Genomic DNA, 23,465 nt, shown 5'->3' on the forward strand with positions numbered 1-23,465 from the left:
ACGGGAGGTCACCTGGCGGGTCCGGCTCACGCGGCCTTCTCCGTGAACTCCTTGACCGGGGCCAGACAGTCGGCCAGGAAGCTGTCCGCCCAGCGCGGCCCGAACCGGGAGTCGTCCGTGCGCAGTTCCACCAGGAGGCGGTCCCTCTCGTCCCGCACGAGCAACCGCACCCCTCCCCGGGGTACCTCGTTGCGTGGGATCCGGATCATCGTCACCCGCAGGGTCTCGTCGGCGAACGACCAGCCGGATCCGGCCTCCGACACGTCGAAGTTGACGTACTCCGGCACCGCGCCAAGGTCGCCCCGGTGGCGCACGCCGTAGCGCTCCGGGTCGAGTTCCCGCGTCATCAGGGCGTGCGGCAGCTCTTGGTGCCGCAGCGTGCCGAGAAGCGTTCCGGTCTCGCGCCGTACGAGCTCGGTGAAGGGTGGCGCGTCCCTCAGGTCGGTGCGCAGAACGCACGGCGTGGCGAAGTAGCCGACCGAGTGCCGCAGGCCGTCGCGGTGGCGGTTGCCGATCGAGCCCATGACGGCCACGTCGCCGGCCTGGTCCGGGTTCATGCCGAGGGCCAGCCGGCGCCGGCGCACGGCGTCCTTCAGAGCCGCGGCGAACACCGCCGTCAGGGTCACGCGGTGTCCCCGCGCGGCCTGGCGCAGCCGGCCGCACGACGCCGGTTCGATCGTGGCGCGGCGCACCAGGAGCCGACGGCTCGATACCGGCCGGGCCGCGTCGCCCACGGCGGGGTCACGCAGGTGGGAGGACGGAATCGCCCCGACTCCGTCGAGTTTGCGGCGCCAGTACGACAGAAGCCTGTCGAGGGTCGGCCCCCGCAGGTGGAGGCGCTCGGAATGGGCGAAGTCGAGGAACTGTGTGCCGACGGCGGGCAGAGCGGCGGTGTCCGCCGTATCCGCCGCGTAGAGCCTGAACAGGTCCTCGGCCATGATCCGGCAGGACTCACCGTCGACGACGATGTGGTCGACCACGCATCCCACGACGTGCAGAGCCGGAGAGATCCGGACACAGAGCAGCCGGACGAGCGGGCCGTTCGCCAGGTCGAACGGCACCTCGGCGGCCTCGGCGACCAGGGCCCGGGCCCGACGGAGGCCGACGGCGGGGTCGTCGGACCCGGCGTCGACGACGTGGAAGCCCGCGTCCCCGGGTGCGCGCAGCTCCGCGGCGTCCGCCCCTCCCCCGGGGCGCCGGGGGAAGACGAGGCGCAAGCTCTCATGACGTTGCCGGAGCGCCAGATACGCCTGCCGGAGCCGTCCCGTGTCCAGCGTGCCTTCGACGAGACAGCCGAACGTCAGGACGTTGTTCTGGAGGTGCACGTGCCGCCCGGCGGACAGCCGTTCCTCCTGGGTGAAGGACGCCCGCAACGCCGTCCCGCGATCGGCTTCGACCAGTTTCATCGCGTACATGAGGATCCCTTCCGGGCGCAGAGCGCCTCCACCACGTCGAGCGGGCGCGCCGGTCCCGCGACGGCCGCGAGCAGAGCCTCGTGCCGTGGCCGCAGGTACTCGGGATCGAAACCGGCGTCCCGCCACTGCTCGTAACGGACGCCGAAGCCCAGGTCGCACCAGAGGCGGGCGTTGTGCTCCTCGTGCTGCCCCGAGGGTTCGAGCAGGACGAGGGGCGTGGCGGACCACAGGGAATCCAGGAGGGTACCGCCGCCGGGCTTGCTGACCATGGCTGTCGCCTCGCGGGCCAGGTCGAAGGAGGAGTGGTGAGCGGTGCCGCGCCGGAATTCCACCGCGCCGGGGTCCTGCCCCGGTGCGAGGAGGCCCAGCGGCGGGTAGCCGTCGTCGTGCCACGGGTGCCAGGACGGGTCCATCAGGTACGCGCGCGTTCCCGCGGGCGCGGACTCGGCCTCCTGCGGCTCGTGGACGACGAGGTCGAGAGCGTGCCCTTCGGCGGAGAGGTCCGCCGCGCGCTGCCGGTAGGTGCCCATGCCCCAGCCGCCGCCGTGGGCGAGGAGCCGCCCGTCGCGTTCGTCCCACGGCACCGGTGGCCGGTGCGTGACCGGGATCGTGCAGGGCAGATCACCACCGGCCGCCGATGCGAGCCGGACCACCTGCGTGCCGGCCGCCGCGGGGCCGGCACGGCGGAAGGAAGGGGACTCCACGGAGTCGACGTGGCAGATGGTCACCTCCGACAGCCGCAGCCCCAGCACGGACAGACGGTCCAGCACCCCCAGCCAGAAACCCGAGAACACCACCACGCGCCGCACGCCGAGTCCCGTCCAGCGCCGGTGCAGCGCTACGAGCGCCGCGTCGTCGACGGCCCGGGCCGGGTCGGTGGCGAGGCGCTGTCCCGCCCTGGCGGCGCGGAAGTCCCGGTGGAACAGGCTGCGGGAGGCCTCGATCATGCGGAGCCGGTCGTCGGGAAGCAGCCGCTCGATCACCTCCACGACGGCCTCCGCTCCGCGTTCCCCGAGGCGGGAGGCGAGCAGCAGACCCGGTACGTGGACGCCGAGGGCGACCCCCGAGGTCAGTATCGCGATCACGGCCGGCCGGCCAGGGCGGAGGCCACCGCGTCGAGGCCCGCCACCAGGTGGCCTCCGACGTGCTGCCGGGTCCAGGCCCGCTGTTCGGGGGAACAGCGCCGGGGCACCACCTCCACCAGCATGATCAGGTACAGGTAGCAGCGGTACAGGTGCAGACGCAGGCGTACGGAGTCGGTGAACGTCGCGTTCCCCCCGGCTGCCGCGTACCCGGCCAGGAAGGCGTCGTCCTGTTCGATGTCGCCGAACAGCGCGAGGGAGACGAACTCGGCGACCGGGTCGCCCCAGAACATCCGCTCCGCGTCGATCACTCCGCTGAGGGTCCTGGCTCCCGGGGCGCCGTCGATCAGCAGGTTCCCCTGCCACAGGTCGAAGTGGACCAGGACGGGACGGGTCACGTCGGCCAGCACGTCCGCGGCCGCGGCGAGCACCTCACGCACCCGTGCCACGGGCCGGGGCAGGTGTGCGCCGTAGCGCACCGCGTCGTCCAGGACGGCGGTGGTCATGGCAGTGAAGGTGCGCCCCCAGTCGGCGGCCGGCGGGCCGAAGGGCCGGGCGGGGTAACCGAACTCCGGTCCCGTCACGGTGTGCAGCCGGGCGACGGCCCCACCCAGCTCCTCACGCAGCCGCGCCCGTTCGCCGGGCGTCAGGGACGCGTCGGCCTCGTGCCACGGGACGCCGGGGCATTCGGTCATGACGAGGCCCGACACGACGGGCGGCTCGCCGTCGGACTCCGCGTGGATCAGCCGGGGCACCGGTATGCCCGGAACGTCCCGCACCGCTCCGTAGTACTCGGTCTCACCGTGCAGCAGATTGTGCTCGTACCGCAGCGTCGGACCGCTGCCCGTCGGCCCGCTTCCCGCGGACGGCGGCCGCTTCACGACCCACCGGCGGCCGTCCCGGAGGACCACGCGCAGCAGGGAGTTGTACGTGCCCCCGGTCAGCGGCGCGCACTCCGCAACGTCCGCCGGTGTGATCGAGACCGACGCGAGCAGGGCGGCGGCCTCCGGGGCGAGGTCCTCAGGACTCATGTGCACTCCCTGTCGAAGGTACCGGCGCGACCTCACGCCGTGCCGTCCGGTGAAGGTGCTCCATCGTGACGATTCTGGGCCGGGCCACCGCGGACTGGGCGCCCCAGTGCCCGGCCCGGCCGCTCACCAGGTCGGCGACGCGGCCGAGTTGCCGTTCGTAGTACGAAACCGGCTCCGTGCGCGTGACCTCCGTGCGGCCCGTCGTGGTGCGCACGGCGACGTTCAGCGGCACCGCACCCGCGGCGGGCAGCAGAACACCGCGGACGCGCACGCGCGCCTCGGCGAACTCGAAGACGTGCTCAGCGGTGTGACGTGCGGCGAAGGAGCACGACAGGGTGGCCGTCGCCGCATCCGGCAAGGGCAGCTCCGCCTCGAAGGCGTGGTCGACGCCATGGGGTTCTGCGCACCGCGCCGTGCCGGTGCCGCCGGACGGAGGCAGTCCGACGGTGTCCTGGAGCGCCTGGAGCCAGTAGCTCGCCGAGTCGAGGAAGATGCCGCCGCCCAGCTCGGGCCGCAGGCGGTAGCCGCCGAAGGCGGGTGGCCGGAAGTCGAAACGGCTGTGCACGCCGTGGAGCCGGCCGAACCGGCCCGCGTCCAGCATGTGCCGTACGACGTCGTGCCAGGGGTGGCGGAGGGTGGGAAGCGCCTCCAGAACCTGCCCGCCACCGAGACGTTCGGCGTCCCGCAACGCGTCGCACTCCGCGAGGCCCAGGCACAGGGGCTTCTCGACGAGCACCGTCCTCCCCTCGGCGACGGCCCGCCGGGCCCAGTGGGCGTGTGCGGAATTGTGCAGCGAGACGTAGACGATGTCGACGTCCGGTGCCGTCACCACGTCCTCGTAGCTCGGCAGCACCCTGACCCCGTGCCGTTGTCCGAACGCCGAAGCACGGTCCCCGTCGGACGCCGCCACGGCCCGCACGGTGATGTCGCGTCGTTCCCGGCTCGGGGCGATCACCGCGCGCACGGCGATGCCGGTGGCGCCGATCAGGCCGATGCCCCAGGTCATGCCGCCCCCGCGAGAACGACGCCGGCCGACTCGGCGGCGGACCGGGTGCGCGTCCGCAGGCGAGCGAACGACTCCGGCGGGCAGAAGGCCGCGCAGACCAGACGCCCTCGGGGGGCCACGAGCGAACCGCCCACCAGGGGCAGGACGCCGGGTGCGCCCCCGCCCCCGTAGAGCAGTCCCTCCGCGCGCAGCGCCTCCAGGAAGTGGTCCACGGTGAAGCCGGCCACCACGGCCACGTCCTCCTGCCACAGGTGGCTGCGCAGCCCGTGCTCCCGTACGCGCTCGTCGAGCCGAAGGTTCAGACCGCCCATGGACATACGGGCGTTCACCTCCAGAACGGGGATCCAGGTCCCGTCCCGGAGCACCATGGAGTCCAGGCACACGGGGCCGAAGTACCCTTCCCCCGCCAGTTCGCGGGCCACGGTCTCCAGCACGTCCGGGTGGGCGGGGTGCCGCAGCGCACTCGTGAGGGCGCGGGGCGCCGGCCCGGACATCTCGTGGCGGTAGCCGGCGTTGACCAGGCCCTGCACACCGAGCAGCCGCCAGGAGCCGTCACGGTCGAGGTACAGGTGGCTGGAGAAGTCCGCGACGCGGTCGTAGCGCGGCTGCACCACGAGCTCGACGCGCAGCCCCCGTTCCTCCTGACCGCGCAGGTACTTGGTCAGCCTGGCCAGTCGCCTGTCCGAGGTCACCTCGAGGGTGCCCCGGCCGGCCACCCCGTAGGTGTCCTTGACGAGGACGGCCGGATGGCCCCGGCCGGCGGCGGACCGCACTGCGGCGTCCAGCTCCGCCGCCGAGCGGACGACGTGTCCGGCGCCCGCCATCCCATGGCGGGCGGACAGGCGGCTGGACCACGCCTTGCCGTTGACCCGGACCACGGTCTCCTCGCGCGCTGCGGCGTCCGCGTGCCCGGTGAGTGCGGCGAGTTCGGCGGTCGCGGGAAGGACCGCGTAGGGACGCAGGTGCCGGTACTCGCTTATGGTGCGCAGGAGTTCGGGGCTGGTGAGGAGCCGGTTCTCCACGTCGGCGGTACCGTCCGGGTCACCCGCGTGGCGATACGCGCATCCGAACCCCGCGGCTTCCAGGGCCCGGCGGTGAGCCTCGCCGACCACCCCCCGGGTGATCAGCAGATCACCCGGGACGGCGGCGGCGAACAGCGCCTCGTCCATGTGGGCCACGAGACGGTCGGACGCCGGATCGGCGAGCATCGGCAGGGACGCGAGGCCGTCCGGGCGCCAGCGACGTTCGGCATCGAAGGACCCGAAGTGGACGGCCCCGCCACTGGAGGGGCACGCGCGGCTCACTGCTCGCGCACCAGCCGCGTGAGGACCTCGGTGGTGAAGAACCGCACCGACCTCAGGTGGTCAAGGCGCAGCGTCTCGTAGTCCAGCTCGACGTCGAACTCGTCCTCGACGCGCAGCAGGAACTGGATGGCCTGCAGGGAGTCCAGGCCGAGGTCCCGGACCATGTCCGCGTCCGTCGTGATCTGCTCCGGCAGGGCCTTGCCCGCCAGGACCTCCGCGAGCACGCTCCGCACGCGGGATTCCAGCTCGGTGACCTGGGCAGCACTGCTCATGGGGCGTCACACTCCGTTCAGGTAGAGAAGGATGCACTTGGAGCAGACCGGCATCATGCCGGTCTCGGCGAGGACGGACCGGACCCGGCGGAACCGCTCGCTCTGCCACAGGCCCACCGTCGAGGACTCGTAGAGGTTGCCCACCACGAACTCCGGAAAGAACTTGCAGGAACTGACGTTGCCGTCGGCGTGCACCTCCATCCGGTTGGTCACGGCGAGGCAGCGGGTGCGTCGCTGCGCCGGCCGGGAGGTGCCGAGGATGAACGACTCGACCTCGTCCGGCTCCAGCTGCGGTTGGTAGCGCACCCGGGGGCGCCAGACCCGGCCGGCCAGCCGCGCCATGGAGTCGCGCAGCGCGGGCAGCAGTTCGGGAGGCAGCTGGTACGTGTACGAGTGCCAGGTGGGGCGCGCGGTGCCGGTCTCGGGCGACAGCCACGCGAAGTGCTCGCGGTAGACGGAGTCCATCGCCTGCGCGACCTCGGGACTGATGTACCAGGGGAACTGGAAGTAGACGGTGTTGACGTCCAGCTCCTCGGCCCACTCCATGAACTCGTACATCCGGTGCACCGTCACGTGCGAGACCATGCAGGACAGGGAGAGTTCGCCACGGAACTCACCCTTGCGCTTGAGGTCGAGCATCGTCTCGATGTTGCGCGTGGTGCGCTCGAACGTGCCCCTGCCGCGCAGTTCCTCGTGATCCGCACCGAGACCGTCCAGGCTGACCAGCAGGTTGAGGTCCTGCCCGATCCGCAGCAGGTCGTCCGTCCGGCGCTGGAACAGCAGCCCGTTGGTGCACATGTTGACGGTGCGGGGGAAGCGCTCGATCAGGCGCGACACCTCGGTGAACCGACTGTGCATCAGGGGCTCGCCGCCCCACAGGAAGAGCTTGCCGCGCACCGGCGCGGTGGCTTCCAGCACGTCTTCGACGACGGACAGGTCGAGTTCGGTGCGCTGTTTGTCGATTCCCCAGTCGCGGAAGAAGCCCTGCTCGTTCCACTGGTAGCAGTGCGTGCAGCGGAGGTTGCACTTGTAGGTGAGCTGCAGGCTGACCTCGCGGGGGACGTCCGAGGCGTACCCCGCGTCCCGGCGCAGTCGCGCCCGCGACTGGGACCGGATCGACACCGTGTGCTTGATGTCGGAGAACTCCTTGGCGGTGAGAGTACGGCTCGTCCGGGGGTGCATGCTGCTCCTAGGTCTCGCGGGCTTGTCGGGTGCCGGCGGTCGGTTTGACCGGATCGCTCCGTCCCCGTGGCTGCTGCACGGCCGGCAGGGTGCGTACGGCGGGGACCAGCAGCAGCGCCGCACAGCCCACGAGCAGGGCCGCGGAGGACGTGAGCAGCACGGTCGCCGCGCCCGTCCAGGCCGTGGCCGCTCCGGTGAGCGCCCGGCCCGCGGGCATGAGGCCGATGGAGCCGATCACGTCGTAGGCGTGGATGCGGCTCAGCGCGTGCGGCGGCGCGTGCGACTGCACCGAGGTCGCCCACACCACCGCCCAGTAGGCGTTGGCGGCGCCGCCCGCCACCATGGCCGCTGCCACCGTGGCCACCGGCAGGTCGAAACTGATCACCACCGGGAGCGGGGCGAAGCCGAGCAGTGCCAGCAGCCCTGTCCGTAGAGGCCGGCCGGGCGCGGTCCACAGGGCGAGCAGCCCGCCGAGGACGGCGCCCAGGCTGAAGGCCGACATCAGCCAGGCATAGGCCGCGGCGCCGAACCGGTCGATGAGCACGATGGCCTTCAGCACGTCGAACGGGCCGAACACCACCAGGCCGAACAGCGAGAAGACCGACACCACGGACCACAGCCACGGCCGGGCCGTGAACTCGTCCCATCCCTCGCGCAGTTCCTTCCAGACTCTCGGCATGGTCTCGACAGGGTCGGTGCTCTTCAACCGGATGCGGGCTATCAGCCAGGCACTCGCGGCGAACGTGCAGGCGTCCAGGACGATGACGACCGCGGCGTCCGTGACGGCGATGACCACCCCGGCCAGGGCGGGCGCGGCGAGCGACACCACTGACTCCACCGTGCGGATCGTCGCGTTCGCCTGCCGCAGCCGCTCCGGCGCCAGCTGTCGCAGCATGCCGGCGACTCCCGGCTGGAAGAACGCCTGCGCCGCCCCCGAGCCCAGCGACAGCACCAGGATCTGCCACAGGGACGGACGCCCGGTCAGGAGCAGTACCGCCAGCAGCCCTTGGAGCACGGTGCGGACCACGTCGGCGACGACCATGGGGGTCCTGGTGTCGAAGTGGTCGAGGATCACTCCTCCGAACGGCAGCAGCAGTACTACGGGCGCCAGGGAGGCACCCATCACCACGCCGATGCCGGAGGCGCCGAAATCCTGCTGGACCATGGCGGCGGCGAGCCCGATGGGGAAGACCGCGTCGCCGGCCCGGGAGAGCGCTCGGGCGACGACGAACCCGCGCAGTCCGAAGTCACGCCCGGGAGCTCTCCTCATGACGGGGCGTTCGCCTTTCGTTCCGGGGGTCCGCGGGCCGGGCGGGACGTCGGCTCAGGAGACCCGCACGCTCTGCGGCTGGAACGGCAGCGAGGGCGCCGCGCCCGTGACGCTCACTCCCCTGCCGGTGCAGTCCGGATTGGGGTAGAGAGAAGCGGGTTGCGTCGCCGTGTTCACGGCCGAGCGGGCCCTGTCGCCCCAACCGTGCTCCACCAGGTCGACGCAGACGCTCGCGGACGGGTCGAGGGACTGCACCGTGAACCGGTCTCCCGAGTAGTCGGCGCCGTCGAACAGGCACAGTGTGCGGCTGAAGGGACACGCCGTCCCGGGGTCTTCCTCGGTGTCGGCGTGTGCCACTCCGGGCGCGGCCCAGAGAAGTCCGGCCAAAGTGGCGACGCCGACCAGGGCACGACCTGAGCGCGCCCCGTTGCCCATGCTGTTCGTGAACATACTGATTCTCCCTCGTCCGTTGGTTTGTCCGCCGGTTCGACCGAGTCGGCGCGGAAACGCAGCGCGCCGTTTCGGAATGGAGTGGAGTGGTCGATGGCAGCCGGATGTCCGATCCCGCGAAGTGGGCGCACGCGGGGTCGGCTGCAGATCCCGTCGTGACCCGCCGGCGGAAAGGGCGGGCGCCTTCTTCCCACCTCACGAAAGTGAAGCGTGCCGATTTCCTCATGTCAACAGCGCACCCCCGAGGAGGAAAGGGGAGGACTCTCGGCATGCCACCGGAACAACAAAGCGCCATACGCCCAAGTTGATTGCATGTGTTCAGACATCAGCTCAGGGAGCGCTCTCATGACGCCGCTCGGTCAACTTCGCCAACACCCCCCGCACGCCCGCCGACAGAGGGAGGCACACATGACCATTCCCCCTCCGAACTGCAGATATTTTCGCAACGCCGTGGACGATGTCCGGGCGGGGCCCCGAAGATCACCCCGACGCGCACCCCCCGAAAACCGCACCGAAGGGACGAATCACCCACGACAAAGGTGGCGTGAAAGATGTTGTGAAATTTTGTTGGGACACCTACTTTCTTAGCCATGTGAATCATCACGAGCGGCGGCTTACCCGACCCCACCGCGCTTGAGGTGCCCCCTTTGAAGGAAACTCCCGCACAACCTCCTCGACGCAGAAGAGACAGAAGAGCTGGACCGTTCCTTTGTGCGGCGCGCGCCTGCTTTCCGGTTACGCCTGATGAATTCCACGAGGGTCGACCGAGACCCCCTACCGGATCCTCTTGACCCCGGCGTGCGCATTCCTCGAGAGGGATTCGAGAGGCAACAGCGGTGCCGGTTCGCCGCAGCCGGCAGGAGCGCGGCCGGCGAGCCGGTACCAACAGTCGGCCCGCATCACCGGTGCCCCGCGGCCGGTCGTCCGACGGACAAACGACCGACGGGATCTACGCCGCGCCGGACTGCCGGCCCACCGTGGCCTTCGAGGACGGCCCGGCACGAACCGTCACCCGGTGACGGACACGAGGCATCCCCCGGGGGGCCTGCGCGGTGGCGGAACCGGCGGTCAAGAAACCAGCGGCAGGGTGCGCCGAGGCTCCGTCGCCGGGCGTCGGCCGCCGCCTTCGTCCGTCGTGACGGTGAGGCCGAAGAGCATCTTCTTCATCCCACCGGGCGCCGGATCCAGCTCAGCCGCGGCTGCGGCCGGCTTCACACCCGTGGACCGGAGCCCGCGGATCGGCCTGCGTCTTCGAGGAGTTCGGCGATCTCCCGGGCAGCGTCGCGTGCCGGCCGTCCGACGCCGACGAGGGTGGCGGAGGCGGGGCCGGGCCAGTCGCCGTAGCCGAGCAGGTGCAGGCGGGGTTCGTCCACGGCCCGCGTGCCTGCCGTGGGGATGTGGCCGCGTCGACCACGCAGCCCCAGGGGCGCCAGGGGCGCCAGGGGCGCCAGGGCAGGGTGGAAGCCCGTGCACCAGATGATCACGTCCACCGACGCTTGCGTTCCGTCGGCCCATACGGCGCCGTCGCGGTCGAGGCGTACGAACACCGGGGATGCCTTGAGCAGCCCGGCGTCCCGGGCTTCGCGGACGGGCGGTACGGCGACGATGTCACCCAGCGAGGCGACTCCGCCGGTGCCGACGTCGGTGCCGCCGACGCCGGTGCGGCGGGGGCGCGGCGCCGGGCGGCGGCCGCGTCGGACAGGGCGCGGCCGTCGATGTCGTCGGCGAGGAAGCGGGGCGGGCGCTGGGGCATCCGGGTGAGCCCGGTGGCGTGGGCGAGGGGGTCGGTCCGGCGACGGCCGACTTCCTCGAGGCATCGGCAAGCGAGACGCGCCAGCTGGTCATGCGCCGGTTCGCGGGCGGGGGTGAGCTGGCCGTCGGGGAGATCGCCGAGCGGTGCGGCCTCAAGCCGTCGACCGCCTCCGGGCATCTGAGCCTGTTGCGCCGCGGCGGCCTGGTCCTCTCCCGCAAGGAGGGCAAGCAGGTCTTCTGCCGAGCCGACGGCGCCACCATGGCGGGCCGCCTGGACGCACCCAAGGAGCACTTGCTGCGCTGCCGCTCGCCCGACTGCGGTGACTGACCGCCGCCGTCCCGGCGACGGTGGTCAGCCGCGCAGATCGAACATGGCGGACATGGCGGACATGGCGGCCACCACGGGCGGGGCGGCCTGGTAGTGGACCCGGGTGCCGCGCCGCTCGGAGGTCAGCAGGCCCGCCTCACGCAGCTTTCCCAGGTGGTGGGAGACGGTCGGCGGGGAGACGCCGACGTCGGAGATGTCGCACACGCACGCCTCCCCGCCCGGGTGGGAGGCGATCTCGGAGAACAGTCGCAGACGCACCGGGTCCGACAGGGCCTTGAACATGGCGGCCGTCTTCTCCGCGTCCGCCGGGGCCGGCTCCCTGGCCGCGAGCGGCGGGCAGCACGGCACCGCACCGTCCTCCTGGAGGACGGGCAGCTCCACAACCTCCGACTTCGACATGCACCTATGTTGACACTCGTCAATACAGCTGGCAAGCTCCAATGCATCGACAGACATCGAAGCAAGGAGTCGTCGTGACCGCCGCTCTCCGTACCGCGCTCACCGCAGCCCGCGCCCGCCACGCCGCCCGCCATCCGACCGGTGTCAGGTTCCGTGACACCTGTGCCCGGGTCAGCGGCAGCGCCGCCCGAGCGGAAGAATTCCGGCAGCACATCCAGCTGACCGCCTTCACCCGCGCGCACTGAACCCCTTCGCCCCTCGAGGAGACCGAGCATCATGAGCACCCAGCAGCTCCCCGTCGTCGTCATCGGAGCCGGCCCCGCCGGACTCGCCGCCGCCGCCCACCTCGTCGCGCGCGGCATCGAGCCCCTCGTTCTGGAAGCGGGCGACCGTGCCGGCGCGGCCGTCCGCGAATGGAGCCATGTACGCCTGTTCTCCACCTGGGGCGAGGTCGTCGACCCGGCCGCCGAGAAGCTCCTCGCCCCGACCGGCTGGACCAGGCCCGACCCGGCGACGTACCCGTCCGGCGGCGACTGGGCGGAGCGGTACCTGCAGCCGCTCGCCGATGCCCTCGGCGAGCGGGTCCGCACCGGCGCCACGGTCACCGGCGTCTCCCGGGCCGGCCGTGACCGGATCGTCGACGCCGACCGCGGGGCCCAGCCCTTCGTCGTGCACGTCGCCCGCGCCGACGGCCGCGAGGAGCGGATCCTCGCCCGCGCGGTGCTCGACGCCTCCGGCACCTGGACCACTCCGTCCCCGGCGGGCGGCAGCGGGCTGCCCGCACTCGGCGAGAAGGCGGCGGCCGACCAAATCACCTACCGCGTCCCCGACCTGAAGGACCCCGCCGTCCGCGCCCGCTACGCGGGCAGGCGCACCGCCGTGATCGGCTCCGGCGCCTCCGCCTTCACCGCGCTGGCCTACCTCGCCGACCTGGCCGAGTCCGAGGACGGCACGGGCACGCACGCGGTGTGGATCCTGCGCCGGGGCATCTCCGGCTCCACCTTCGGCGGCGGCACCGCCGACCAGCTGCCCGCCCGCGGCGCGCTGGGCCTGGCGGCGAAGGCCGCCGTCGACGACGGCCACGCCGACGCGGTCACGGGCTTCCGCACCGAGGCGTTCGAGCGCGACGGCGACGGTCGCCTGGTGCTGGTGGACGAGGACGGGCGGCGGCTGGAGCCGGTGGACGAGGTGATCGTGCTGACCGGGTTCCGCCCCGACCTGTCCTTCCTGTCCGAGGTCCGCCTGAACCTGGACGAGCGACTCCAGGCCCCGGCCGAGCTGGCCCCGCTGATCGACCCCAACCAGCACTCCTGCGGCACCGTCTACCCGCACGGCCACCGCGAACTGTCCCACCCCGAGCAGGGCGTCTACCTGGTCGGCATGAAGTCCTACGGCCGCGCCCCGACCTTCCTCGCCATGACCGGCTACGAGCAGGTCCGCTCCGTCGCCGCGGCCATCGCCGGCGACCTCGACGCCGCCGACCGCGTCGAACTCACCCTTCCCGAAACCGGAGTCTGCGGCGGCGCGGGCCTGTTCGACGCCCCCGACACCCAGCAGGCCGACGGCGGCGGCTGCTGCGCCGCGCCGGAACCCCAGCTCGTCCGGCTCGGCGCGCCCGCGGCGGCAACGGTGACCGTCGAGGAGGCTCCGGCGGGCGGCTGCTGCGGCTCGTGACCGACCTCAACACCCGCGGCAGCGGGGCCGCGCCCCGCACAGGGGGCCGGGGGCGGGCCCGCGCCGCCCAGCCCCCCCCCGGGGTGACACAGATCACCAGCTGGGGCATCGTCTACTACGCCTTCCCCGTCCTGAACCCCCAGATCACCGCCGACACCGGGTGGTCCACGGGTATGACCACAGCCGCGTTCTCCGCGGCACTCCTCGTCTCGGCCTTCGCCGGCATCCGTGTGGGCCGCCTGCTCGATCACCGCGGGCCGCGCGCCCTCATGACCACCGGCTCGGTGCTCGGCACCCTGAGCCTCCTGGTCGTGGCAGCCGCCCCCGGCATCGCTGTCTTCGCCGTCGGGTGGCTACTCGCCGGACTCGCCATGGCGGCCACCTTCTACCAGCCCGCCTTTGCCGCCCTCACCCGCTGGTGGGCCCCCGACCACCTGCGCGCCCTGACCATCGTGACCCTCGCCGGCGGCCTCGCCTCCACCGTCTTCGCCCCCGTGACCGCTGCCCTCGCCGGCCACCTGTCCTGGCGCATGACCTACGTGGCACTGGCCGCGGTCCTGGCCGCGATCACGATCCCGGCGCACGCCTTGGCCCTGAAGGCACCCTGGCCGGATGCGCCACCGCCGCCCGCCCACGTCGAGCAGGGGTCTGCCCCGGCGGAGCGCACCCGCCCCTTCTGGATGCTGGCCGCAGCGCTGACCCTCTCGGCGTTCGCGATGTACGCCGTCGTCATCGCCCTGGTCCCGCTGCTGCTCGAACGGGGCTACACGACCGCCCAGGCCGCCTGGGCCCTCGGCCTCGGCGGCGCCGGCCAGACGCTGGGCCGCACCCTGTACGCCGCCCTCGCCCGCCGCACTCGCCCGACCCCCCGCACGAGCGCCCTGATCGCACTCGGCGGTGTCACCACGGCCGCCCTGGCGCTCGCCCCCGGCCCGTACGCCCTGCTGGTCGTCCTGTCGGTCGCGGCCGGAACGGTCCGGGGCAACCTCACCCTGCTCCAGGCCACCGCGGTGACCGACCGTTGGGGTACCAGCCACTACGGCCGGCTGTCCGGCCTCCTCGCCGCCCCCGCCACAGCGGCCGCCGCACTGGCACCGTTCGCCGGAGCCGCCCTCACCCTGCCCATGGGCGGATACCCGCAGATGTTCGGCGTACTGGCCGGCCTGTCCCTGCTGGCCTCCGTCATCGCCCTCGGCACGGTCGTACGCCCCCGCCCCGCTCGCTGAACGGGCCGAGCCCCGGAATACGAACGGACGCGGCACGACGAACACCGCGGCCGGACGCACGCGCAAGCGAGTCCCAGCATTCCCGCTTCGACCAGAGCTGCCCCCACAAGACAGTGAGCCCTTTCCAACCTCCCATGAAAGCCAGTCAGTTGGGCTGACAGACAAACGAAGCCTCTGATAGATGGGTCTTCGACCAAGAGAACCGTCTCCACCAGAGGCTTCGCATGCTTGTCATCCAGCCCGGCCCGATCCCTCGACAGCCATCTTCTTCACGGCCGACGGCGTGCGCATCGTGACCTTGCGCGGTGATCTGGACAAGGATGTGCGCGAGCCGGTGCACGAGACGCGGTGAGCGCAGCGGGCCGGGCCTCCACCCAGGCCGGGCCTACTGGTCCTGCCCGGCTCTCGGTGGAGGCCGTGGCGAACTCGGTGCCGGGCTCTCAGCCGACGACGACCTCCTCTTTGGAGATGATGCTTCCAAAGCTGTTCAGGTCGACGAAGTTTTTGTGGTCCGGGTCGACGGTCTTCAGCCAGTTCTCGCAGAAGAAGAGCGCGTTGAGGTCGTCCATCGTGTCGAACCATGTCTCGACCACCGAGTCGTAGTCCGGTTCGGGATAGTTCGGCGCGGGGACGGGATACGACACCACGAAGCGGCGGATGTACTGCTGCGCCTCCGGGATGGACATGAGGAGCGGCCTGTGGATGTTCCGCTGGTAGTGGGTGAACTCGTCATGAGTCATGCCCTCGCGACGCTTCAAGGTGAGGACCATTTTGATCATGATGCCTGTCCGTTTCTGTTCGATGAGTGATGATTCGCCGACCCGGTATCACCAGCCAGGGAATGCGCCGATACGCGCGCCGGGACCGGTCGGGTGCACACCACCGTTGGCGGCAGGCCCTCGGCGGCGGGGACTGCGGTATCGGTGATCTGCGCGTTGTCCATGGCAGCAAGTCTGCGCCCGGGTTGCGGAGCCGATCCAGGTACCGCCGGTGCCTGGATCGGCTCCGCAGCACCCACGCACACTGGAGGTATGGACAGACAAGAGCTGGCCGGCTTTCTGCGTGGCAGGCGCGAGCACATCATCCCTGCCGACGTGGGTCTGCCCGCCGGGCCGCGCCGCCGCACACCGGGGCTGCGCCGCGAGGAGGTGGCGCAGCTGGCGTTCATTTCGACCGAGTACTACACGCGCCTCGAGCAGGCCCGCGGTCCGCGCCCCTCGCGCGAGGTACTCGCTGGCCTGGCCCGAGCCCTGCGCCTGTCGGACGCCGAGCGCGACCATCTGCACCACCTCGCCGGCGCGCCGTCCAGCCCGCCAGCCGGGCCCTCACACGAAGTGCCGCAAAGCATCCTCGACCTGTTGCGGCGGCTGCCGCACACCGCGGCGATCGTGCTCTCCGCGACCTACGAGGTGATCGCCTGGAACGATCTGGCCGCCGCCCTCCTGGAGGACTTTTCCCCCCTACCCCGGCGCGAGCGCAACCTCGTGCGCCGTGCCTACCTCGCACCGCGGTCGCGGGAGCGGCCGCTGTACGACCCGTTCGACGCGGAGGCGTTCGCCCGCGCCGCGGTCCGGCGCCTGCGCGCCGCCGCCGCTCGCTACCCCGACGACCGCGAGGTGGCCACTCTGGTGGGCGACCTCCTCGCCGGCAGCGCGGAGTTCGCCCGGCTGTGGGCCGCGCACGACGTGCGCCCCGAGCCCACCCTGCTCAAGACCGTCGATCACCCGCTGATCGGTCCCATCGCCCTCAACTGCACCTTCCTCGACATCGCCGGCCGGGACCAGCAGATCGTGCTCTTCACGGTCGAGCCCGGCTCTCCCGCGCAGGAGGCGCTGCGGCTGCTGTCGGTCATCGGCACACAGCGCATGGATGTGTCCGGCTGAGGAGTCCTCGCGGAATGATCTTCGTGTGCCATGGTGGAGGGGCAGGCAACCTCGTTCTTCAGCGCCTGGCGCTCAGTGAGTGACTCTGTCGGGAATCTTGAGGGTCGATCCGGCACCGCACCGCCTCGGCCGCCTGCCGGTCGGAGAGGTTGAGCAGGAACTGCAGCACGCAGACCGTGGCCAGTTGGGCCGGCGACAGCCCGGGGCGTCCGTCACGTGGATACCAGGACGGAAAGTCCTCGTCACTCCACAGCCCGTCGAGGTGATCACGTACCCACATGGCGGTGGTCCCACGAGGATTGCTCGCACGAGCCGTCCGAGCCGTGAGCTCTGGCACTACCACCCCGGACCGAGGACGAACGGACACTGGTCACCTCACAAGGACAGGACTGCACCGCACCAGCCGGAGCATCCCGAACCATCAACGCCCCTGTCCGCAGAACCTCAAGATCCCCGACAGAGTCGCTCAGTCCCTGCCTACGGAGCCAATGCGGCCCTGCTGATCCACATCGGCCACGCCTGGCTCGGCAACTCCGTCGCCCGAGCCAAGATCACCCACGCGCCGGCGGCCTGAGCCGGTCCACACATCTCTCCGTCCTCGGATCTGGCACCACCCGCTACACTGACCGCGGTGGCTACGCCCTCACGGGCCGCCACCACGACCTGTCATTGAGCAAGCCTGAGCGTCCGCCTACCTCGGCAGACTCTCAGACACGTTTTCCGACAGATCCCCGCCTTCGTAGCTCAGGGGATAGAGCACCGCTCTCCTAAAGCGGGTGTCGCAGGTTCGAATCCTGCCGGGGGCACAACGCGTTACCGCTCTGACCTGGGGTTTCTTCCCCAGGAAGGGCTTTGGCCGGCCTCGGACTCCTCGTCCGGGGCCGTTTGCGTGAGCGGGCGGGGAGTCGGCCTCTCGAAATGCCACCCACCGGGTCAGCGTCGGGCGAGTATCTCCCTCCCTGCGCTCCGAAGGGCCGGCCACACCACACAGCACATGACATACTTAAAGTATGGCAACTCGGAAGATCACCATCACCGTGCCGGAAGAGCTGGTGGAATCGATCAAGGAGCGCGTCGACGCGCGCGGGGTATCCGGCTACATCGCCGCCGCCGCCGCTCACCAGGACGCCATGGACCGACTGCGCGAGTTGGCCGAACGCCTCGAAGAGGAGCACGGCGCCGTGACGGACGACGAACAGCAAGCAGCGCTGGACCGCATCGCCGCTATCGACAGCTGGCATGACGAGCAGCGATCGCATTCGGACGAGGCCGCGTGAGCCGCACCGTCCGAGCGAAGCTGCACCGGCCGCGGCAGCGCGTCTTCGTGTTCGACTCCGAGGCTCTCTCCAAGGCGGTCCAAGGCGATCGGGAGATGACTGCGCTGATCAAGACCGCTCCGCGGCTCGACATCCCGATCGTCACGTCGGCGCTCACGACCTTGGAGGCGTGGGACCCTCGCGAAACGCCGAGGCAGGCACTGTGGGACTGGACACTGTCCCGGATCCGCGTCGTGCATACGGACGACCAGGGGATCACCCTGGCGCGCGACATGCTGAAGTCAGCTGGCCTGCATGGGCACAAGTACGCCATCGACGCCATTCTGGCAGCTGTGGCCGGGCGCGAATCCGCGCGGGGAGCCCAGGCAACCGTCTTCACCTCCGACACTGACGACATGACTCAACTCCTCGCGGGACACTCCGTACGAGTCGAGAAGGTCTGACGAGACGCCGCCCGCGCCTCACCCCGGCCACTCGCCGGCTCCCCAAGCAGCCCATGCCCTCGTCCCATGCTCTCGTCGCCCTCGTCGGACAACATTCACCGCACGTATTCAGGCGCAACCCGGTGGCCGGTAGCCCCTGTCCGGCCTCCGGCCGTCACCGCTGGCGACCGTCTCGGCGAACCGTGACCAGTCGGTGAACTCCCAGTCCCAGCGGCGGCAGACACGCTCCTTGGGAAGGTCGTCCCGCGAGGGATCGAGCAGCATCAGCCGGGCGTGGCGGCCGTCGCCGACCACGATGGCGAGCAGATAGCCACCCGGTTCCATCAGCATGAGAGACATCTCGTTGTTGGTCATGGCGAACCGTGCATCGGGCCGGTCCACCTTCTTGACCTCGATCCGTACGGGCCCGCCCTGCGGATCCGTTCCCTCAAGGTCGTAGCCGACGTTCTGTCCACTGACATCGCGCAGCGTCCAACCGAGCTGGTTGAGGTATTCCTTCGCGGCGAGCTCCGCCACCCTCCATCGCTTCAGTACGGACGCCAGAGAGCCGTCGGAGGGAGGGGCCGCCTTCGTCACACGGATTTTGTCGGCCGGGTCCGGGACGGCGGGCGTCTCCTCCTGCGGTGCGGCCTCGTGTACGAGCCTGCTCTCCGCCTCGGTGAGCTTGCGGCCGTGCGCGCGGGCGAGTTCCTTGAAATGCTCACCGAGCCGCGAGCGCAGCGCGTCGGACAGCACGGCCGGGTCCACCTCGGCCAGGGCAGCGGCGAGGTCGATGCTGCGCAGGCCCAGTACTGCCTTCAGCGCCCGGGCCGCGGTCTGGTTGCGCGGCTCGTAGAGCGCCGAGGGGGCGCCACCGGGAAAGACGACGGCCACGTCCTGAAGCTCCAGCGGAAGTGGCGAGTGGGCGAACGACGGCCGCCGTGCGGTCATCTCCTCTCTCAGCGAGGTCACGAGCAACTTGCCGACGGACGCGGTGGTCGAGACCATCACGCTGCGCAGGTCCTCGCCATCCAGGACCAACTGCCACAGCCGCTCGAACGCCGGGTCGCCGGGCGAGCGCAGCCGGTCCGTGATCGCCCGGGCCGCGTCGACGAGCACGCGGCGGGTCGACTCGTCCGCCGTCACCGCGTGGGTGCGGGATGGATCGGTGAGGATGTCGCCTGAGACGATGACGGGCAGTCCCACCTCGTCCTGGAGCGGCAGGAAGCACGCCAGACGGCCGCGTACGCCCGTCAGGGCGAGAGCGCGTGCGTCGAGCGGCACCGCCACCGTCGCCGCACCGTGCCGCAGCAGACCGAACGCTGCCTCGTCCCCATCGACGCGCAGCACGACCCGCGAGGTGTCCCGTTCGATGACGATGTCCTGTTGTGCGGTCGCGCTCGACGTCCGGATCCGTGTCACGTTACGCAGGAAAAGCGCGCTGAGCGGGTCGATCGCTCTCGGTGCTCCCATGGCATCCGGCCGGCACAGGACGGTGAAGGCCACGCCTTCGGCGGCCGCGTCTGTGTGCACCTCGGCGGGTATCCGGATCAGCGGCACCGCGTTCTCGCCCGGCTCACCGAGCAGCGTCGCGGCGGCCGTCCTGTCGAACGCGAAACGCACGCCCGCCGAACGGACTTCGATCCGGGACGCGATCGCCGCGAGCGACTTGAAACCGATGCCCCGGTACCCGATCGAGTCACCGCCGCGCGACTTGGTTGAGTTGGCGCTGCGACACAGCGCCTCCACGTCCGCCCCGTCCAGGGACCGGCCGTCATTGCTCCAGCGGAACCGGCCCTCCCCCAGGTCCTCGACGATCACAAACGTGGAGCCGGCGTCGTCGGAGTTCTGGAGCAGTTCGTACGGCACCCGGTCACGGTAGGTGTCGGCGAGCAGCTCCTCCATCCGCGCGATCTCGCGGAAGAGCCCCGGTGCCTGCGCATGCTCGCGTACGAGGGTCTCCTGCAAGGCGGCGACCGCCGCCATCAGGCCGGTCACAGGTCCTCCGCGTCCAGCACCCGCACCACGACGCGGGTCGGCTCACCGGACAGGTCGTCCAGGTCGAACGAGCACTGGGTGATCCAGCGCGGCTGACGCGACGGCAGCGCGGCGCCCTCCCCCACGGGAACCCGCCCGTACAGCGCCGTCTCCCACTTGTCGAGCAGGAAGTCCGCACCGTCCAGCACCTCGACGGAGATCCCGGGCATGGAGACCTCGAAGGGACACTCGTCCTCGACGTCGTCATCGTCGCCGAGCTCGCCCCGCCACGGCTCCATGGCGAAGAAGTCAGCCAGCAGCTCTCTGGCCGATCCGAACTCGGCGAACCCACCGAGGCGTATCTGCAAGGAGCCCTCGCGCTTCTTGCCGACGATCGTCGCGTCACAGGTTGTGGGCTTCAGCAGCACGGCCTCATGAACCGTCTCGTCGATCAGCTCGACGGGCAGCGGCTTCGTCTTCGACGAGGGCCAGACCAGGTCGAGGTCGGTCTCGCTCAGGTCGAAGGAGGTCACCTGGAGCCTGATCTGCTCGGGCTTGACTGGCTTGGAGCACTCCCAAGTGCTGCTGGACTTGGAGAACCGCACCGGCCGCTTCCCGGCCTTCTTGATCGTCTCCAGCAGGGCATGCGTGTAGCTGACCAACTCCGGGCGGTCCACCGGGCTCAGCCCCAGGAGAAGGGTGGGTGGGTAGTCGTCGTCCTCGCCCCGCTTGAAACGGTCGGACCAGTCCTCACGCAGGAACCGCGCCGTGCCCGATACGACGATCTCCTGAAAGTGCTCGTCGTCGAAGCTGTCCGTGACAAGCCGCGCCCGCACGTTCTCGACCTGCCATCCGACGAGTGACAGAGCCAACTCGTCGACCTCCACTTCGAGTTCCTCGATCTTCTTACCCATCGACGACTCGCCCCTCCCACGTGCATCTTCACAGGTCAGCCTAGATATGCGGGTGACGTGCAGACGATAGACGCTCAACTCGGCCACGTGTCACCCCGTCTCGCTCACGCGATGATCGTGTGGAAGAAAAGGACAGCGGCGGTGAAAGCGGCCCCACCCGTGAGGATGCCGCTGGCGACAACCCCACCGGCCAGCACGGTCAGGGTGCCCGCACCCAGTCCGCTGAGCACGCCGAGCAGCATGATGATGGCCGTCCGCAAGCTGAGTAGCGGCTTGTTCTCGTTGTTCAACGTCAGCTCCTCAAGTGAAGGGAAAGCCGGTCCGCAGGCCGGGTCGTTGATGCTGTAGCGGCCGCCCCGCCCACATCCCCCGGCATGAGCTCAATCGAGGTGACGACGGCAGAAACCCCGGTGGGGCCCGGGGGGAGGCGTGCGCGCCACGTCTAGGACCTCGTGCGGCAGGCAGTAACCGGCGAGCCGTGGACCACAGCGACGCAAGGAGCGAACGTGCCGGACGAGAGCAGCGAGGACTCCGCCTCCGAGGGCGCCCCACACGATGATCAACGGGAGGAGGAACTACCAGAAACCGATCTGGTTGGCCTGGAAGCCACGCTGGTCGGCTATCTGCCTGTGCAGGAGGACAACACATGCCGGGCCGCCCGGCTGAAGAATGACCGGCGCCTCTTCGAAGTCCTGCGCGACGACTGCTTCGAAGGGCCGCGGTACCAGACGGCAGTCAGCCGCTGGATGGACTACGGCTGGCGTGCCGTGATGAAGTGGATCAATAGTGGCGAGATCTTCCACCAGTGCTCTCGCGCCCACCGTCCCATCTCCCCGAACCTGATCACGACGACGTGGACCCTGGATGACCGTCACGGCATTGCCACGGAGGCAGTGATCAACGGCCATGCCCTGTTCCATGAGTACGGATTGGTCCAGGGCAGGTGGAGCCCTGACAAAGGCGCCAGTCTGAGCACCTATTTCGTCGGAGCATCGATCCGCGCCTTCCGCCCTGTCTATCTGCGCTGGTTCGGGAACCAGCAGACCCGGGAAGCCGAACTGGGCAACCATGCTGATCACGACATGCACATCGAGATGCGAAGGACAATCCCTGCCCAGCGGGTCGCTGATCCCTACTACGCCGCAGCCACCCACGACGCACTCAAGCGAACGCTTCTGTACATCCCCGACCCCCAAGTCCGGGCTGGCTTCTACTGGCGTGCCCTGGGCTACACCCAAGCAGAGGCCGCCGAGCAGGTCGGGCTGACGGAGAAGGCCCTGGAAAGGCGAATCAGCCGTACTCGGGCCCGAGTTCGCACGATCCTTGAACCGCAGCTCGAACTGTGGGAGGAAGGCGCGCTATGACCGTCCGGCAGAACGACACCGGTGACAATTCCGCTGCGGCCGACGCTCACGACGACTTCACCTCCCTGCTCGAAGCCTCCAGCCTGGGGGCCCCGCACGTACGTACCGAAGCGCCTCCCCTCTCGGCAGACGTAAGCCGTCGGCCCTCTCATGCTGCCGGCTCCGGACTGATGGAGCGGCTGGAGCAACTCGGCACAGCCACCGCCCGCTACGTGTGGGCCGCCGCTGTCATGGGTGCGTCCCACTCGGCGGAGCTCGTGGCCGCCATCGCTGCGCTGGGCGCCGAGGAGGCCGCCGAGGCGGCCGAAACACTGCGCGGCGCTCGCGTTCTCACCGAGAGCGACGAACCCGGTGGTGGCCTCGAATTCGTCCATCCACTCATCGCCACGACGATCTACCGAACCATCCCGCCAGCTCTGCGGATCGCCATGCACTTCAGGGCCTCGGAGGTCGTCTATGCGGCGGGTCTCGGCGCCACTGCCGCTGCCCGACACTTGTTGGAGGTTCCCGGCGAAGGCGATCCCGAAGTGGTCGCGCGCCTACGGGAAGCCGCCCGTGAGCACCTTCGCGCGGGCGCTCCGGAGACTGCCCGTCGCGTCCTGTGCCGGGCACTGCAGGAGCCCCCTCTCCCGGAGGACCGTGCAGCGCTTCTCCACGAACTCGCGGGCGCTACCTCCCTGATCCACCCCACAGCCACCGTCAGCTCTCTTCGGGAGGCGCCGGCCCACACCGATCAGGTGGCCGAGGCCGCAACCGTGACCGCCCAGGTCCATCGGACGGAAGCATGAGACAAAAAGTCTTGGCCTTTGAACGGGCGGCCGGGAGGGTCGAGGTCGACACGGGCGGAACCTGACACTCCGATCGCGGGCCGACAACAGCCCAGGCGGACCGTGAGACCCAGACGGCCGTCAGAGGGCTCGGCCTCGAACGTGAGCCCAACAAGACTGGCTACAGACCCGCGCGTGCCCACTCCGCCACTGGTCAGAACACCCCTCACGCGTGAGTGATGCGTGAGCGGACGGTCCGACACAGGGCGGCATGAGCCGGATCAAGTGGCTCGTCGTGCCGTTCCGGCCAGGGAAAACAGCACCGTGCGGCAGTGTCTGGCGCCACCTGGCAAGGATTCGATCCCACTCCTAAAGCGGGTGTCGCAGGTTCGAATCCTGCCGGGGGCACCACCTGCACAGCAGGTCAGAGGGCTAACGGCCCCTCGTTCTATTCGAACGGGGGGCCTTCT

Annotated in this window: 25 protein-coding genes and 1 tRNA gene; 10 read left to right on the forward strand and 16 right to left on the reverse strand. The window is 70.4% G+C overall.

Going from position 1 to position 23,465, the window contains the following annotated elements; translation table 11 throughout:
* Window positions 1-26: 26 nt before the first annotated feature.
* From ORI94_RS24545 to ORI94_RS35600, 10 genes are all read right to left on the reverse strand, one after another.
* On the reverse strand, window positions 27-1,415 hold the full coding sequence (locus tag ORI94_RS24545; RefSeq protein ID WP_266079370.1) for a condensation domain-containing protein: 1,389 nt from the start codon (window positions 1,413-1,415) through the stop codon (window positions 27-29).
* On the reverse strand, window positions 1,403-2,500 hold the full coding sequence (locus ORI94_RS24550; RefSeq protein ID WP_266079372.1) for a hypothetical protein: 1,098 nt from the start codon (window positions 2,498-2,500) through the stop codon (window positions 1,403-1,405). The genes ORI94_RS24545 and ORI94_RS24550 overlap by 13 nt, the downstream gene beginning before the upstream one ends.
* A complete protein-coding gene (locus ORI94_RS24555; RefSeq protein ID WP_266079374.1) occupies window positions 2,497-3,528 on the reverse strand; it encodes a phosphotransferase family protein in 1,032 nt (343 codons plus the stop codon). Before ORI94_RS24555 ends, ORI94_RS24550 begins: the two co-directional genes overlap by 4 nt.
* The gene (locus tag ORI94_RS24560) at window positions 3,518-4,534 is read right to left on the reverse strand and encodes a Gfo/Idh/MocA family protein (RefSeq protein ID WP_266079376.1); all 1,017 of its coding nucleotides are present in this window, start codon (window positions 4,532-4,534) and stop codon (window positions 3,518-3,520) included. Before ORI94_RS24560 ends, ORI94_RS24555 begins: the two co-directional genes overlap by 11 nt.
* Window positions 4,531-5,838 (reverse strand): hypothetical protein, encoded by a 1,308-nt coding sequence (locus ORI94_RS24565; protein WP_266079378.1) that lies wholly within the window; start codon window positions 5,836-5,838, stop codon window positions 4,531-4,533. Before ORI94_RS24565 ends, ORI94_RS24560 begins: the two co-directional genes overlap by 4 nt.
* Window positions 5,835-6,110 carry an acyl carrier protein gene (locus tag ORI94_RS24570; RefSeq protein ID WP_266079380.1) on the reverse strand — a complete coding sequence of 92 codons (276 nt, stop codon included), beginning with the start codon at window positions 6,108-6,110 and terminating at the stop codon, window positions 5,835-5,837. Before ORI94_RS24570 ends, ORI94_RS24565 begins: the two co-directional genes overlap by 4 nt.
* 6 nt (window positions 6,111-6,116) lie before the next feature.
* Window positions 6,117-7,292, reverse strand: coding sequence for a radical SAM protein (locus ORI94_RS24575; RefSeq protein ID WP_266079382.1), 1,176 nt, complete (start codon window positions 7,290-7,292; stop codon window positions 6,117-6,119).
* Between the two features lie 7 nt (window positions 7,293-7,299).
* On the reverse strand, window positions 7,300-8,562 hold the full coding sequence (locus ORI94_RS24580) for an MFS transporter (RefSeq protein WP_266079384.1): 1,263 nt from the start codon (window positions 8,560-8,562) through the stop codon (window positions 7,300-7,302).
* Between the two features lie 54 nt (window positions 8,563-8,616).
* Entirely contained in the window at window positions 8,617-9,012 is a 396-nt protein-coding gene (locus tag ORI94_RS24585) for a peptidase inhibitor family I36 protein (RefSeq protein WP_266079386.1), read from the reverse strand.
* Between the two features lie 1,211 nt (window positions 9,013-10,223).
* On the reverse strand, window positions 10,224-10,559 hold the full coding sequence (locus ORI94_RS35600; protein ID WP_416237885.1) for a hypothetical protein: 336 nt from the start codon (window positions 10,557-10,559) through the stop codon (window positions 10,224-10,226).
* Window positions 10,560-10,783: 224 nt separating this feature from the next.
* On the opposite strand from ORI94_RS35600, the gene ORI94_RS24595 reads away from it, so the two are divergent.
* On the forward strand, window positions 10,784-11,092 hold the full coding sequence (locus ORI94_RS24595; RefSeq protein WP_266079388.1) for an ArsR/SmtB family transcription factor: 309 nt from the start codon (window positions 10,784-10,786) through the stop codon (window positions 11,090-11,092).
* Window positions 11,093-11,116: 24 nt separating this feature from the next.
* Here ORI94_RS24595 and ORI94_RS24600 read toward each other — a convergent pair whose 3' ends face one another.
* Entirely contained in the window at window positions 11,117-11,491 is a 375-nt protein-coding gene (locus ORI94_RS24600; protein ID WP_266079390.1) for an ArsR/SmtB family transcription factor, read from the reverse strand.
* A gap of 74 nt (window positions 11,492-11,565) precedes the next feature.
* Between ORI94_RS24600 and ORI94_RS24605 the strand changes: the two genes are divergently transcribed.
* From ORI94_RS24605 to ORI94_RS24615, 3 genes are read left to right on the forward strand one after another with little or no spacing between them, the layout of a single operon-like run.
* Window positions 11,566-11,736 carry a hypothetical protein gene (locus tag ORI94_RS24605; RefSeq protein WP_266079392.1) on the forward strand — a complete coding sequence of 57 codons (171 nt, stop codon included), beginning with the start codon at window positions 11,566-11,568 and terminating at the stop codon, window positions 11,734-11,736.
* Between the two features lie 31 nt (window positions 11,737-11,767).
* Window positions 11,768-13,165, forward strand: a complete 1,398-nt coding sequence (locus tag ORI94_RS24610; protein ID WP_266079394.1) for an NAD(P)-binding domain-containing protein — start codon at window positions 11,768-11,770, stop codon at window positions 13,163-13,165.
* Complete coding sequence (locus ORI94_RS24615) at window positions 13,162-14,391, forward strand: MFS transporter (RefSeq protein WP_266079396.1); 1,230 nt, start codon at window positions 13,162-13,164, stop codon at window positions 14,389-14,391. Before ORI94_RS24610 ends, ORI94_RS24615 begins: the two co-directional genes overlap by 4 nt.
* Before the next feature lie 440 nt (window positions 14,392-14,831).
* Here ORI94_RS24615 and ORI94_RS24620 read toward each other — a convergent pair whose 3' ends face one another.
* Window positions 14,832-15,161 (reverse strand): EthD domain-containing protein, encoded by a 330-nt coding sequence (locus ORI94_RS24620; RefSeq protein WP_266079398.1) that lies wholly within the window; start codon window positions 15,159-15,161, stop codon window positions 14,832-14,834.
* A gap of 261 nt (window positions 15,162-15,422) precedes the next feature.
* Here ORI94_RS24620 and ORI94_RS24625 point away from each other — a divergent pair, with 261 nt between their 5' ends.
* Window positions 15,423-16,274 carry a helix-turn-helix transcriptional regulator gene (locus ORI94_RS24625; RefSeq protein ID WP_266079400.1) on the forward strand — a complete coding sequence of 284 codons (852 nt, stop codon included), beginning with the start codon at window positions 15,423-15,425 and terminating at the stop codon, window positions 16,272-16,274.
* Between the two features lie 58 nt (window positions 16,275-16,332).
* On the opposite strand, the gene ORI94_RS24630 is transcribed toward ORI94_RS24625, so the two are convergent.
* On the reverse strand, window positions 16,333-16,554 hold the full coding sequence (locus ORI94_RS24630; protein ID WP_266079402.1) for a transposase: 222 nt from the start codon (window positions 16,552-16,554) through the stop codon (window positions 16,333-16,335).
* A gap of 453 nt (window positions 16,555-17,007) precedes the next feature.
* Between ORI94_RS24630 and ORI94_RS24635 the strand changes: the two genes are divergently transcribed.
* From ORI94_RS24635 to ORI94_RS24645, 3 genes are all read left to right on the forward strand, one after another.
* Window positions 17,008-17,080 (forward strand) — tRNA-Arg (locus ORI94_RS24635).
* Window positions 17,081-17,284: 204 nt separating this feature from the next.
* Window positions 17,285-17,551 (forward strand): hypothetical protein, encoded by a 267-nt coding sequence (locus tag ORI94_RS24640; protein ID WP_215213688.1) that lies wholly within the window; start codon window positions 17,285-17,287, stop codon window positions 17,549-17,551.
* Window positions 17,548-17,994: a hypothetical protein gene (locus ORI94_RS24645; RefSeq protein WP_266079408.1), complete on the forward strand. Its 447-nt coding sequence runs from the start codon at window positions 17,548-17,550 to the stop codon at window positions 17,992-17,994. Before ORI94_RS24640 ends, ORI94_RS24645 begins: the two co-directional genes overlap by 4 nt.
* Before the next feature lie 108 nt (window positions 17,995-18,102).
* On the opposite strand, the gene ORI94_RS24650 is transcribed toward ORI94_RS24645, so the two are convergent.
* The 3 genes from ORI94_RS24650 to ORI94_RS24660 all read right to left on the reverse strand — a co-directional run bounded on the left by ORI94_RS24650 (window position 18,103) and on the right by ORI94_RS24660 (window position 21,154).
* A complete protein-coding gene (locus ORI94_RS24650) occupies window positions 18,103-19,971 on the reverse strand; it encodes a sacsin N-terminal ATP-binding-like domain-containing protein (protein ID WP_266079410.1) in 1,869 nt (622 codons plus the stop codon).
* Entirely contained in the window at window positions 19,968-20,864 is an 897-nt protein-coding gene (locus ORI94_RS24655) for a hypothetical protein (RefSeq protein ID WP_266079412.1), read from the reverse strand. The genes ORI94_RS24650 and ORI94_RS24655 overlap by 4 nt, the downstream gene beginning before the upstream one ends.
* A 104-nt stretch (window positions 20,865-20,968) precedes the next feature.
* Window positions 20,969-21,154, reverse strand: coding sequence for a hypothetical protein (locus tag ORI94_RS24660; protein WP_266079414.1), 186 nt, complete (start codon window positions 21,152-21,154; stop codon window positions 20,969-20,971).
* A gap of 216 nt (window positions 21,155-21,370) precedes the next feature.
* Here ORI94_RS24660 and ORI94_RS24665 point away from each other — a divergent pair, with 216 nt between their 5' ends.
* Complete coding sequence (locus ORI94_RS24665; RefSeq protein WP_266079416.1) at window positions 21,371-22,228, forward strand: hypothetical protein; 858 nt, start codon at window positions 21,371-21,373, stop codon at window positions 22,226-22,228.
* Complete coding sequence (locus tag ORI94_RS24670; protein ID WP_266079418.1) at window positions 22,225-23,016, forward strand: hypothetical protein; 792 nt, start codon at window positions 22,225-22,227, stop codon at window positions 23,014-23,016. Before ORI94_RS24665 ends, ORI94_RS24670 begins: the two co-directional genes overlap by 4 nt.
* The last annotated feature ends 449 nt before the right edge of the window (window positions 23,017-23,465 follow it).

Source organism: Streptomyces sp. NEAU-W12 (assembly GCF_026242095.1).
Taxonomy (GTDB): domain Bacteria; phylum Actinomycetota; class Actinomycetes; order Streptomycetales; family Streptomycetaceae; genus Streptomyces.